This window comes from Rhizobium sp. ZK1, assembly GCF_047782645.1.
Lineage (GTDB): Bacteria > Pseudomonadota > Alphaproteobacteria > Rhizobiales > Rhizobiaceae > Rhizobium.
Genome location: NZ_CP180586.1, coordinates 2813799 through 2826592, shown reverse-complemented (window position 1 = coordinate 2826592; position 12794 = coordinate 2813799). Strand labels below are relative to the sequence as shown.

Here is a 12794-nt window from a genome sequence, read left to right as displayed (position 1 = left end):
AAAAGCCCGCTTTCCTCGCGGAAAACGGGCCTTATGCTTTACAAATTGGTAGAAGCTATCAGGCTTCTGCTTCGCCTTCGGCAGCAGACTCATCAACGCCGGCAGCCGGAGCAATGATCGTTGCAATGGTGAAGTCGCGGTCGGTGATCACAGGCGTGACACCCTTCGGCAGCGTGACTTCCGAGATATGGATGCTGTCGCCGATCTTGTGGCCGGAGAGGTCAACCGTGAAGAATTCCGGGATCGCGTCAGCCGGGCAGTGAACTTCGACTTCGTGACGGACGATGTTCAGAACGCCGCCGACCTTCAGGCCCGGGGACTTTTCTTCGTTGACGAAGTGAACCGGGATTTCAACGGTAACCTGGGTGTTGCCGGACACGCGCAGGAAATCGACATGCATCGTGAAGTCGCGCACCGGATCGAGCTGGTAGTCCTTTGGCAGAACCTTGTACTTCTTGCCGTCGACGTCGATGGTCGCTACGGTGGTCATGAAGCCACCGGCATGAATACGCTTCGTCACCTCATTGGTGCTGATAGCGATGGAAATCGGGGCCTGCTTGTCACCATAGATGACAGCGGGAATAAAGCCGTTGCGGCGGAGTTCACGGGCGGACCCCTTACCAACCCGTTCGCGCGCCTCGGCCTTGAGCTCGTAAGTTTCGTGGCTCATGGCTAGTCCTTTCGAGGTTATTTGGAGAGCCCGCGGCGGGCTTGAAGCCTTGTGCCGTCGGACCGGAGGCGGGCATGCCCATCCTCATCCGCGTTGCCTCCAAGGGTGTCTACGCGGACGCGTGGCCTATAATATAAGTGTCATGCAAACGCAAGCGGTGCGGCAGTGGCTTCCGATCGATCCTGCCTCGCCGGCACTAACCGCTGATAATCCCTCGTTGTCTGGGCGTTAATCACAAGGTCGAACAGACTGTTCCACTTTACCTGCAAAGGCGCCGGATTATCCATTCTTTAACGCAGCCGGACCGATCTCAGTCTTGAAAAGAGGCCTATCGATCCCCGTGCTTACCGAAGGCGTCGAAACGCTGAGCCAACCCAAACTATTGACATCCGAAGGCTGCGACGAGGCCCAGGGCTACTATTTCGGTCGCCCGGCGCGAATGGAACAGCAATCGGTTGCCTTCAATACTACGGCCTGAGGCGGAGCGAGATCAGGATCGGAAGCGCGCGTGAGGCAGTGCCCGGCAGGGTACGTTCGCTTTCTCAGCCGTGATCGCAAAATAACATTTGTCCCAAACGTGCCGGGTTGACACCGGAAGATATCCGATCTTCCTATGGCCGCATTCAAAGCGGCTGAGGAGAGTGCGGATGCGTTTGAAACTTGTCACGACAACGAGCCTTGTTGCCCTATCGCTGTTCGGGGCAGCGCATGGTGCCGAGATCAATCAGGATGGAGCCAACAAGCTTCGCGAAAGCCTGACGAAAGTGTTGCCTGACGATTTTGCAAAGAGCGGTTTTGTAGCCGTCAACCCGGCGGGCAACCGCTACGAGGTCATTTATGACCTTGCCAAGCTGCTCAGCAAGGTGGATCCGACCAAGGTTGTCGTGAACGGACTGACGCCTTTGTCGGTCTTCGCCACGCCGCTGGACAGCGGCCTCTGGAATCTCGAAGGCAATAACAGCTTCCACATATCCGGCAACTTCAAGGACCCGGACGACAAGGCGACGGATTTCACCTATTCCATCGCCTCGATGGTCTATGATGGCGTTTTCGATCCTGCGATCGCCTATCTGCGTTCCGGCAATTTCAAGGCCAGCGACATCCGAATTACCTCGAAGTCCGATATGGACCAGGTGGATGCGACATTTGCCGGCATGAACTACAGGCTCGATTCGACCGACAGCGCCAGCGGCAACGGTCGCCTCGATTTCAAGGCGAACGGTTCGCTTTCCGCACTGTCGGAGACGGTCACCAGCCCGCAGATGCCGCCGGTCAACATCAAGGCGGATTCGATCGACTTCGACGCCGACGTCGCGAGCCTGCCGGCGAAGGAAATCCGCGATATCGTCTTCTTCATCCTGGAGCACGCGGATGAGAAGGAGCTCAGCAAGGAAGACGGCGAGAAGCTGAAATCGGTCCTTAAAGCATCCTCCCCGCTGTTCTCCTCGATCAACGAAACGATCACGGCGAACAACCTGACGGTCGGCACTGCCGCCGGAAGCGGCGGCGCCAAGACCCTCGGCTATAATTTCTCCGTCGATGGGCAGAGCGACGCCGTCCGGTTTGCCTTCGGCATGAACGCTGCAGACGTCACACTCGACAGCCCTGTCGTACCGGCGAGCTACCATGCCTTCCTGCCGAAGAGCATCGATATGCAGATTGCCGTTCCCGACATGGATTTTGCCGCCTTCGGCGATGAGTTCATGAAGATCGATTTCTCCTCTGGCAACAACTCGGAGGAAAGCGGCAAGCAGGCTGCCGAGAAGCTCTTTCATGACGGTGTCGTCGTCGTGGACCTGCCGAAGTTTACCGCCGTCTCCGACGTCTACGATATCGACGTCACCGGCAAGCTGCAGGGCCGCGTCGACACGCAGAAGGATTATTCGCTTCAGGCTTCGGTCCTGGCGCGCGATCTCGACAAGTCGATCGCCGCAATTCAGGAGCTTGCCAAGAGCGACCCGAACCTCCAGCAGGTCTCCTTCGGCATGATGATGGCCAAGGGTTTTGCGAAGACCGATCCGGATGGCCGCTCGCGCTGGGATATCAGCGTTGCCGGTGACGGCTCCGTGGCGATCAATGGCCAGCAGATCAAGGGGCCGGATGCAGAGGAACCGGATGAGGTTCAAGGTCAGGGGCTGGAGCCAGACCAGGAGCAGGAGCCGGATCAGGACGCGGCTCCGCCGAAGCAGCCTTGAGTTTTCTCAACGGCGATCAAAGATAAAGGAAGCCGGCCTCGTGCCGGCTTTTTTCCTCCCGCTAGAGCGGGATGATTTTAAGTCCGTTCATATCCGGCTTCCTTGAAGTAGTTTTGGCATTCCTGTGGTGAAACTGTCTTGAGGATGGCTGCGATGGCCTCGTCGATCGCGTGGCGAGTTCTGGCCTGTGCCTCGCGTAGCCAATGCTTGATCTTGGCAAAGAGCTTTTCGATGGGATTGAGGTCAGGGGAGTATTTGGGCAGGAAGAACAGTTTGGCCCCAGCCTTGCGGATCGCGGTGCGGATTGCTTTTGCCTTGTGTGAGCCCAGATTGTCCATCACGACGATATCGTCTGGCTTGAGTTCGGGGACCAGCACCTTTTCCACATAGATCAGGAACCGCTCGCCATTGATCGGGCCGTCGATGATCCATGGCGCGCTGACGCGGTCGGCGCGCAGGGCGGCAATGAACGTCATGGTGTTCCAATGGCCGAAGGGCGCCTGACCGGGCAACCGTTCGCCGCGCGGCGCCCAGCCCCGGAGCGGCGCCATATTCGTCTTCGTCCAGGTTTCATCGATGAAGACGAGGCGGGCCGGATCGACGTGATAGCGATGCTTCAGCCAGCGGTTCCGTCGGGCGGCGACATCGGGCCGCTCGCGCTCGTCGGCGACCATTGTCTTTTTTTATAACTCAACCCTTCATCATGCACGAAGGTCCACACGGAGCGGTAATCGACCTTCAGGCCACGCTCGCCCAGTTCCGCGACCAGCCCGCGCAGGGTAAAAGCCCGTGTGCGGCAGCGCTCGAGCAGCCACTCCCGATGCGTATCGCAAATCGCCCGTGGCTTGTGCCCGCCCATCTGACCGGGGGCTGCGCTGCCCGTCTGGCGAAAGCGCCGCACCCAATCGATCGCGGTGCTGATGCCAATCCCGAAGCGCTTCGCCGCTGCCCGGCAGGACAATCCTTCGCGCGTCACCGCGCCGACAACGCGTTCCCGCAAATCATCGGAAAAAGGTTTTGCCATAAAGACCGGCCTCCTTTACCGGTCTCAATGGTGAATCTGATTTGCGGGAAAAAGGGAATCCCCTTTTCGATTCCATCTAAAATCATCCCGCTCTAGACGGCTCTATTAGGGTTTGTTTTTCAAAAGCTTTTATCGATGCGGGGTGCTTGACATCGAGCGTCATGTTCCGCCATGCGCGCAACTTCAGCGGATGGGGATATTTCGTAGATGCGTCTAAAAATTGTTGCGGTAACGAGCCTTTTATTGTTCGGCAACCAGTGCGGCCCAAGGGATGGAGAGGCGGCAGAAAGATGCCGACGATTTCCGCGCCAGCTTTTCAGTTCTAAATCGAAAGAGCCGGTCGAATGCCGGCTCTGTTAGTCGAAGAGGCTGGAGACGGACTCTTCCTGAGCCGTGCGGCTGATGGCTTCGCCGATCAGCGGCGCTGTTGTCACGACGCGGATGTTGTGGGCCGAGAGGACGGCCGTCGTCGGCTGGATCGAATCCGTGATGACGAGTTCGCGCAGTTTCGAGGAGGTGACGCGGGTGACCGCTCCGCCGGAGAGAACACCGTGGGTGATATAGGCGGTGACGCTGGCGGCGCCCTTGGCAAGCATGGCGTCGGCCGCGTTGCAGAGCGTGCCGCCGGAATCGACGATGTCGTCGATCAGCAGGCAGTCCTTGCCGGTGACGTCGCCGATGATGTTCATGACTTCGGATTCACCCGGCCGATCGCGACGCTTGTCGACGATGGCCAGAAGACAGTCCAGCCGCTTGGCCAGCGCGCGGGCACGCACCACGCCACCGACGTCGGGCGAGACGACCATGACGTTACTGAGGTCATAGTGGCTCTTGATGTCGCGCGTCAGAACGGGCAGGGCGAAGAGGTTGTCTGTGGGAATATCGAAGAAGCCCTGGATCTGACCGGCATGAAGGTCGAGCGTCATGACGCGGTCGGCGCCGGCTTCGGTGATCAGGTTTGCGACCAGCTTGGCAGAGATCGGCGTGCGGCCGGAGGCGCGACGGTCCTGGCGGGCATAGCCGAAATAGGGCAGAACGGCCGTGATGCGGCGGGCTGACGAACGACGCATCGCGTCGATCATGATCAGCAGTTCCATCAGGTGGTCGTTGGCAGGAAAGGCGGTCGGCTGTACGAGGAAAACGTCCTCACCGCGCACATTTTCCTGGATTTCCACGAAGATTTCCTGATCGGCAAACCTTCGGACACTGGCTTTCCCCAAGGGAACATTGAGATAGTTGCAGATCGCTTCGGCGAGTTGCCGGTTCGAATTGCCTGCGAAAACCTTCATTTTGGTCCGCCTGTTATGCGCTGATAGCCGCGCTTTTTAGCCAGCTTCCCGGTGAATGCAAGGGCTAAGGCGTCACATACTTTTATATTTATAAAAAGCTTGTGACTAATCGCCCTGGCTTTGCCGCCAGGATGTAAATTCCGAGATCGTCTTGGAGGCGATCTGCTGCATCACAGAGGCGGGCACACCGGCCCAGGGATCGGCCGCCGCCGTCGGCACACTTTCCTGTCCCTGAATGCGGTGCAGCCGGGCGCCGGCATTGTCGAGCACGTCCCAGACATAGACCACGGTGACCTTGCCCTCGTCGCTGAAAGCGGAGAGATAGCCCTTCAGAATATAGTCGCTGCTGGTGTCGTTGGAGCTCTTGATGGCAAGGCCGTGAGCGCGGGCTTCCGCGCCGAGCTGGCGCGACAGCGGTGTGACAGCCTGCACGGGCGCACCGATGATCGGCAGGAAGCGCACGGTGTTGCCGCGCACGGAGGTCGATGAGGAAACCGAGGGATCAAGTGCGGCTGTCTGCGTCGGTTGCTCGGCGGCGGCCGGTGGCGGCAGTGACTCGCTTTCGATGGGGCCGGAAGCGGCGGGCGAAGAACCATCGCGGGAAAGCGCGTCGGCCTGGGCCTGCATGGTCGTGGGCGGAGCACCGGTGCCGGGCCGGTAGGCCTGCGCCTGGTAGTTCGGCTGGGTCGGATAGGCCTGCTGGCTGTAGGCTGGCGTATAGCCGTTCCGGCGGGGTGCCGCCGGGAAAGTTTGTTGCGGCGCACCGGCCATGCGCTCGGCTTCGCCTTGCGTCACCGGTGCGGACGAGCGCTGATTCATCGAGGAGTCGCCGATTTCCATCGGCGGCGTAAGCGTCAACGCGTCAGTCGTGTTGCAAGCAGAAAGCAAGGCAAGACAGATCAGGAGCGTGGGCGCAGTCGCAACTCGCGTCATCCCTCGGTTCGTCCTTCCCACGTCAGCGTCAGCCCCGTGCGAATTTATGGGGTTGGGGGGACCTGTCTGTCAATTCCGGATTCTTGCCGGTGATTGCAGAGGCTTAGACGCCGATGAAATCCAACGGATGGCGCGAAAGTGCACGCGGGCCTTCACCTGTCGTCAGATAGGTCTGTCCAAGGGTCATGGCCGTACCTGTGTCGGAATCGGCGATAATCATGTGCACGAAGAGCGACATGTTCGGCTCGATCGGCTGCAGATTGCCCGCATGGAACATCTGGTGCTCCATCCAGGACGGCGAGAAGCGCGCGCCGAGCGAATAGCCGCAGGCATTCAGGCGATGGCGGGCGAGGCCGCGTTCGTCCATGATCCTGGCATGCATGTCGAAGACGTCGCCGAAGGTATGGCCGGGCTTCAGCACCGTCTCGATCGCCTGGATCGTCTCGAGGCAGGCATTGTAGAGCTCGCGGTGGCGGTGCGTCGGCTCGCCGATGACGATCGTGCGCATCATGGCAGCATGATAATGCGCGTAAGCGCCAGCCCATTCGAGCGTCAGTTGGTCATTGGCGTCGAGCTTGCGGCGGCCGGCCTTGTAGCGGCAGAGCAGGGCATCTGCGCCTGAGCCGATGATAAATTCGTTGGCCGGATAGTCGCCGCCGCCGGTGAAGATGGCGCCCTGCATGGCAGCGAGGATATCGGCTTCATCGGCACCAGGCTTGGTCAGGCGGATTGCTGCGTCCAGCGCATCGTCCGCCAGCACGGCGGCGTGCTCGACATAGGCGACCTCGGTCGGGCTCTTGATGAGGCGCAGGCGGCTGACGAGGTAAGAGGCGTCGCTGATCTGGCCGAAGGTCGTCAGTTGCGCGTCGAGCAGCCGGGCGACGCGGCCGGTCATACCGTGCGTGTCGTATTCGACGCCGATGCGGGCGCCGAGCAGGTCCATTTCGATGAGCAGGTTCCTGAGGTCCATCGTCGGGTCGGCATTGACGCGGTCGACCCAGACATGGATATCCTCGATAACAGAGGTATGCCGGGCCTGACGCAGGTCGGCCGAGCGGGTAATCAGCGCCATGGTGCCGTCAGCCTTGACGACCAGCGTCTGGAAGAAGCAGTAGCCGAACGTGTCGTAGCCGGTCAGCCAGTACATGCTCTCCTGCGCGAAGAGCAGCAGGGCATCGAGCTTTTCTTCCTTCATCTTGTCCGTCAGGCGGGCAAGCCGGCTTGCGAATTCAGCCCGTTCGAAATGAAGTGCCATGCTGCTCACATCTCCCTGATGCTGATCGCCGAAATCTGGCGGCCGTAATCCGGCTCCTTTTTATGTGTGGTTCGCCGATAGGAAAAAAAGCGCTCACTATCGGGATAAGTGCAGAGGCCGAGGCTTTCGGCGCGCACGCCGGCGTTTTTCAGCCGCTCGACGGTCAGTCCCGGCAGGTCGAACATCGCGTGGCCCACTGACGAGGAGGGCATGAAGTAACGTTCGTAGGCCGGATCATAGGCAAGGAAGCGCTCGACGAATTCCGGGCCGACCTCATAACTTGCCTGGCTGATCGAGGGGCCGAGGCAGGCTACGATGTTGTCCCTAGCCGCGCCAAGTGCCTCCATGGCGTCAATCGTATTTTCGAGCACACCCATCAGCGCGCCTTTCCAACCGGCATGGGCAGCGCCGATCACGCGGTTTTCGGGATCTGCGAATAGAATCGGACCGCAGTCGGCTGCCAGCACACCAAGCGCGATGCCCGGTGTTGCCGTGACCATTGCATCGGCCGCCGGCCGCCGGCCGTCATAGTCCGGCCCGATGGTGACGACGTCAGGCGAATGGACCTGATGGACGGTCGCAAGCCGTTCGATCGGCAGATCGAACCAAGCGGCGACGCGCCTGCGGTTCTCCTGCACATTGTCGCGCTCGTCATTCGAGCCAAGGCCGACATTGAGGCCGCGATAGATGCCTTCAGATACACCGCCGGCGCGGGTGAAATAGCCATGGCGGATCGCGCCGCCGGCTGCTTCGTTCAGCAGCGCGCTTTCGATCGGTGCTGGAGAGGCCGCGTCTGTCATGTGATATTCCAGGCTTTTGGAGAGGCATCGACATCATCCTGACCAGATCTCGTCCGGCGAAGCAGTGTCAGCTGCGGCGATGTTGTCGAGCGCGACGCTGTCTGTCAATCCACCGGGCGAAACGGCATCAGGTCGATCGCCGGATGCGAGACGGCCAGCACCTTGAAGAGTTCGCCCATGCGGCCTTCGCCCGCACCGGCGAGTCGGTCGACCGCAGCCTGGATGATCTGTTGTGTATGCGGCTCACGGTCGCGGCCGAGCGCGGCAGCGCGCTCCAGAATGCCGAGACCGGTCAGGAAATCACCCTGATGCAGCGCGCCGTTGATATGGAGGCCGCTGGAGGCCGCCGTTTCCGCAAGCTGCTGGAAGTCGACATGGCTCGTCAGGTCAGCCTCGCCGGGATGGGCAAGCGGCGGATCGAACTCATGCATGCGCACAGCCTGCAGCGTATCACCGAAGCCGGTGACAAGGTGGCCGTAGTCGATCGCAAGTGCTGTGCCGCTGAAGGCCCGCAGCCTTTCGCAGATGGCACTCATGACTGCCTGGCGCGCAGGCGAGATCTCGAACAGTGTACCGACGGGCACGTTCTGCGCGGGCTCCGGCAGCAGCGCCGGATCGATGCCGGCAACACCCGCCGCAAAGGTCAGTTCTTCATCGGCACCGAGGCCGACCATGCGTTCGCGGAAACCGGTCGGCGTGCGCACGAACTGGCGGATCGGGATCGCGTCGAAGAGTTCGTTGGCGACGATCAGCGTGAAGCCCGGCGGTACTTCGTCGAAGCCGGCATGCCAGCTTACCTTGCCGTTATAGGCTTCGAGCGTCTGGCTCTGGACATCGCGCAAGCGTTCGCTGGTCTCGACGAGATGGATCGTCACGTTGTCGAAGAGCGGCGGGGCGATGCGCGAAATCACGCGCAGCATGTCGGCCATCATCGTGCCGCGGCCCGGGCCGATCTCGACGAGGCGAACGCCGGCCGGTGTGCCGTGGCGCTGCCAGGCATGGACGACGAAAACGCCGATCATTTCGCCGAAAAGCTGGCTGACCTCAGGCGCGGTGACAAAATCGCCGGAGCGGCCGAATGGCTCGCGGGTGCGGTAATAGCCGTGTTCGGGATCGGCAAGGCACAGCGAGAAATAGTCGGTGACGCTGATCGGCCCGTTTGCCTGGATGATCGTCTTGATCTTTTCGCCCAAAGCGGTGGTCATGGCAGCCGTTCCGGTAGCTTCAGTGCTGCAAGGCAGCCGCCTGACGGCGGGCGCGGAAGATCGCCCAAAGGCCGAGCAGGATCATTGGGGAGGACAGGACCATGCCCATCGTCAGCCAGCTGGTGCCGAGCAGATAGCCAAGCTGCGCATCCGGCTCGCGGAAGAATTCCACGAAGATGCGCGAGAGCGCGTAGCCGCAGACGAAGACGCCAGTGATGAGGCCCGGACTTTTCAGCGCCTTGGCGCCATAGACGAGGGCGGCAAGGACGAGGAGCAGCACGATGCCTTCAAGGCCGGCTTCGTAGAGCTGGCTTGGATGGCGGGCGAAGGGGCCTCCAGTCGGAAAGACGACTGCCCATGGCATATCCGTCAGCCGGCCCCAGAGTTCACCATTGATGAAATTGGCGATGCGGCCGAAGAACAGGCCGCAGGGCACGACCGTCGCAACGATATCGAAGAGATTCCAGATCGGGATACGGTTGCGGCGGGCAAAGAGGATCATGGCGATCGCCGTGCCGGTCAGGCCGCCATGGAAGGACATGCCTCCATTCCAGATCTGGATGGCACGGATCGGGTTTTCGATGATGGCGCCGAGATCGTAGAAGAGGATGTAGCCGATGCGGCCACCAAGGACGATGCCAAGGGCTGCCCAGACGATGAAATCGTCGAGCTGTGCTCTCGTGATGGGCGAGGTATTGTTCGGCCAGAGCGCATCGTTTGCAGCGATGCGGCGCGCATAGACCCAGCCGAGCAGGATGCCGGCGACATAGGCCAGGCCATACCAGTGAATCGCCAGCGGGCCGATCGAAAAAGCGATCGGGTCGATATTAGGGAAAGGCATTATAGCAAGAAGATCAGCAGCTATCGGCAAGGTTTTCCCACCCGTTGAGATGCGCGGAACATGGCTCCGCGATCTCCGACGGTCAAGTGCATTGTTCGCCACGGGCCAGTGCGAAGGGGCTTATCCCATGCAAAGCGCTTGCATCCTCAACGGCGAAGCCCTACCTCCATTTTCAGTGGCCGCAATGCCTGACATTCACATCGTGCGAAGGGAGAAATACGCCATGACGACCGGAACGAACCGCATCATGGATGAATTCGCCAAGTTGATGACCGATGCCGCCGGTGCTGCGCAGGGCGTGCGCAAAGAGATCGAGACGGCGTTCAATGCTCATGCCGAACGCTGGCTGAACAGCATGGATATCGTCAAGCGCGAGGAATTCGAAGCCGTGCGCGAAATGGCCATCAAGGCGCGTGACGAAAACGAGGCTCTTGCCGCCCGCATCGCCGCGCTCGAAGCCAAGCTTGCCGCAAAGGGCAAGTAAGCGCTGCGTTACACAAGATGCTGTATAAGGTGCGGCGTGGCCCATATGTTACATGCCGCATCCTGGATAAAAAAATCGGGTGTGATTTTCCGCCTGTGGACACTGCCAAAAAAGCCAATGGGCAGAGTCTTTTACCTCCCCCGCTGAATCTGATTCCATAAGTGCTTTCCACAGCGGGCCCGGCCAAATTTCCGAGAAGGGGGCTGGCAGGCCGCAAGGGGCATTATAGACTGATTTTAAATGATGATTCGAAGCGAATTGGTAAGCTCCAGGCAGGTTCACTGCGTTAGTCTGGCAGCGGTTCAGCGATCATCCAAGTCGTGGTTTCCGGTATTGCGTGTGTCTCGTTTTGTGTTCTTCACGAAGTTAGGCCGCATTTATTCCGGTCAAGAAGGTGCTGCATGAGCCTTATGGAATTGGAAGTCGAACGTCAGTCGAACCCGGTCGATATGATCGAGTACGTGGCTTCAAACAATGACTGGGCATTCGAGCGCTCCGGCGAAGACGAGATTGCGATGACGGTCGAGGGCCGCTGGGCCGATTATCACGTCTCTTTCTCGTGGATGGAGGAATTCGAGGCGCTGCATCTCGGCTGCGCCTTCGACATCAAGGTTCCCGAAATCAGGGTCAACGAGGTGGTGAAGCTGCTCTCGGCGATCAACGGCCAGGTGCTGATGGGGCATTTCGACCTGTGGCGCCAGGAAGATGTCGTCATCTTCCGCCAGTCGCTGCTGCTTGCCGGCGGTGCCGAGCCCACCAACCGCCAGGTGGAAGTTCTGCTTTCCAGCGCGCTCGATACCTGCGAAGCTTATTATCAAGCTTTCCAGTTCGTCGTCTGGTCCGGTATGGAAGCCAACAAGGCGATGGAAGCGGTCCTCTTTGAAACCGTCGGTGAGGCGTAAAACATGCCTGCGAATGCCTTTTCCGCCGCCAATCCGGTCGTTCTCATCGGTGCCGGCAATATGGGCGGAGCGATGCTTTCCGGCTGGCTGAAGAGCGGTGTTCCGGGCTCCTCCGTGGTCGTGGTCGATCCCGGTCCGTCGCCGGCGATGCTGGCGACGATTGCCGATGCGGGTGCCTCCCATGTCACGACTGCTCCTGCCGGTCTCAAGGCCGGCGTGCTGTTCCTTGCCGTAAAGCCGCAGGTGATGGAAGCCGTGCTTCCGGCGGTCAAAAGCGTGGTGGGACCTCAGACGGTGGTGGTTTCGGTCGCTGCCGGCAAGACGCTGGCCTTCCTCGAAAAACATCTCGGCGAAGCGGCCATGGTGCGCGCGATGCCGAACACGCCTGCCATGGTGGGGCGTGGTGTGACCGGCGCCTTTGCCAATTCGCGTGTGAGCGCTAAACAGCGTGACGGCGTCAATGCTCTTCTTCGTGTTTCCGGCCCTGTCGAATGGGTGCCCGCCGAATCCGATATCGATTCCGTGACGGCGCTCTCGGGCAGCGGGCCGGCTTATGTGTTCTATCTCGTCGAGTGTATGGCAGAAGCGGGCCGTAAACTTGGCCTGCAGGCGGACCTTGCCATGCGTCTTGCGCGGGAAACTGTCGCGGGGGCTGGTGAGCTGCTGCACCAGTCCCCCGACGACGCTGCGCGCCTGCGCCAGAACGTGACCTCCCCGGGCGGCACAACTGCGGCTGCGCTTTCCGTGCTGATGGCGGAAGATGGTATGCAGCCGCTGTTCGACCAGGCGCTCGCGGCAGCTCGCAAGCGCGCCGAAGAACTCGCCGGCTGAGAGACGACCATGGCCGAAGAGATTACCTTTGCCGATTTCGAGCGCGTCGATATCCGTGTCGGCACGATCATCGAAGCAAATCCCTTTCCAGAAGCCCGCAAGCCGGCAATAAAACTGCTGATCGATTTCGGCTCCGAAATCGGTGTGAAGAAATCCTCGGCGCAGATCACGGTCCACTATTCACCGGAGCGGCTCGTCGGACGGCAGGTCCTCGCCGTCGTCAACTTTCCGCCGCGCCAGATCGGGCCGTTCCGCTCGGAAGTGCTCACACTCGGTTTTGCGGACGAGAAGGGCGACATCGTGCTTGCAGCGGTCGAACGTCCGATACCGAACGGTCAGAGGCTGATGTAGGCAAGCGGACGCGA

13 protein-coding genes are annotated in these 12794 nt (G+C 60.5%); 5 read left to right on the top strand and 8 right to left on the bottom strand.

Annotated elements, in window-relative coordinates; genetic code table 11:
- Window positions 1–58 precede the first annotated feature (58 nt).
- On the bottom strand, window positions 59–670 hold the full coding sequence (locus ACK9YZ_RS14600) for a 50S ribosomal protein L25/general stress protein Ctc (RefSeq protein ID WP_216755364.1): 612 nt from the start codon (window positions 668–670) through the stop codon (window positions 59–61).
- A 647-nt stretch (window positions 671–1317) separates the two neighbouring features.
- On the opposite strand from ACK9YZ_RS14600, the gene ACK9YZ_RS14595 reads away from it, so the two are divergent.
- On the top strand, window positions 1318–2865 hold the full coding sequence (locus tag ACK9YZ_RS14595) for a hypothetical protein (RefSeq protein WP_416064293.1): 1548 nt from the start codon (window positions 1318–1320) through the stop codon (window positions 2863–2865).
- 77 nt (window positions 2866–2942) lie between these two features.
- On the opposite strand, the gene ACK9YZ_RS14590 is transcribed toward ACK9YZ_RS14595, so the two are convergent.
- The 7 genes from ACK9YZ_RS14590 to lgt all read right to left on the bottom strand — a co-directional run bounded on the left by ACK9YZ_RS14590 (window position 2943) and on the right by lgt (window position 10242).
- Window positions 2943–3889 (bottom strand): IS630 family transposase gene (locus ACK9YZ_RS14590; RefSeq protein ID WP_416064054.1). Its coding sequence is split into 2 segments (ribosomal slippage): window positions 2943–3548 and window positions 3551–3889, totalling 945 coding nucleotides; the frame shifts between segments, so codons are not numbered across the junction.
- A gap of 356 nt (window positions 3890–4245) precedes the next feature.
- Window positions 4246–5178, bottom strand: coding sequence for a ribose-phosphate pyrophosphokinase (locus tag ACK9YZ_RS14585; protein ID WP_416064292.1), 933 nt, complete (start codon window positions 5176–5178; stop codon window positions 4246–4248).
- Between the two features lie 105 nt (window positions 5179–5283).
- The gene (locus ACK9YZ_RS14580; RefSeq protein ID WP_416064291.1) at window positions 5284–6111 is read right to left on the bottom strand and encodes a hypothetical protein; all 828 of its coding nucleotides are present in this window, start codon (window positions 6109–6111) and stop codon (window positions 5284–5286) included.
- Window positions 6112–6214: 103 nt separating this feature from the next.
- Complete coding sequence (locus ACK9YZ_RS14575; RefSeq protein ID WP_416064290.1) at window positions 6215–7366, bottom strand: M24 family metallopeptidase; 1152 nt, start codon at window positions 7364–7366, stop codon at window positions 6215–6217.
- A gap of 5 nt (window positions 7367–7371) precedes the next feature.
- Window positions 7372–8166: a peptidoglycan editing factor PgeF gene (gene pgeF, locus ACK9YZ_RS14570; protein WP_416064289.1), complete on the bottom strand. Its 795-nt coding sequence runs from the start codon at window positions 8164–8166 to the stop codon at window positions 7372–7374.
- Between the two features lie 104 nt (window positions 8167–8270).
- Window positions 8271–9371 (bottom strand): class I SAM-dependent methyltransferase, encoded by a 1101-nt coding sequence (locus ACK9YZ_RS14565; protein ID WP_216755359.1) that lies wholly within the window; start codon window positions 9369–9371, stop codon window positions 8271–8273.
- Window positions 9372–9390: 19 nt separating this feature from the next.
- Complete coding sequence (gene lgt / locus ACK9YZ_RS14560) at window positions 9391–10242, bottom strand: prolipoprotein diacylglyceryl transferase (protein WP_416064288.1); 852 nt, start codon at window positions 10240–10242, stop codon at window positions 9391–9393.
- Window positions 10243–10435: 193 nt separating this feature from the next.
- On the opposite strand from lgt, the gene ACK9YZ_RS14555 reads away from it, so the two are divergent.
- From ACK9YZ_RS14555 to ACK9YZ_RS14540, 4 genes are all read left to right on the top strand, one after another.
- Window positions 10436–10696, top strand: a complete 261-nt coding sequence (locus ACK9YZ_RS14555; RefSeq protein ID WP_183731544.1) for an accessory factor UbiK family protein — start codon at window positions 10436–10438, stop codon at window positions 10694–10696.
- Window positions 10697–11097: 401 nt separating this feature from the next.
- On the top strand, window positions 11098–11598 hold the full coding sequence (locus tag ACK9YZ_RS14550; RefSeq protein ID WP_007824374.1) for a YbjN domain-containing protein: 501 nt from the start codon (window positions 11098–11100) through the stop codon (window positions 11596–11598).
- A 3-nt stretch (window positions 11599–11601) separates the two neighbouring features.
- A complete protein-coding gene (gene proC / locus ACK9YZ_RS14545) occupies window positions 11602–12429 on the top strand; it encodes a pyrroline-5-carboxylate reductase (RefSeq protein WP_216755357.1) in 828 nt (275 codons plus the stop codon).
- Between the two features lie 9 nt (window positions 12430–12438).
- Window positions 12439–12780, top strand: a complete 342-nt coding sequence (locus ACK9YZ_RS14540; protein ID WP_416064287.1) for a tRNA-binding protein — start codon at window positions 12439–12441, stop codon at window positions 12778–12780.
- Window positions 12781–12794 lie beyond the last annotated feature (14 nt).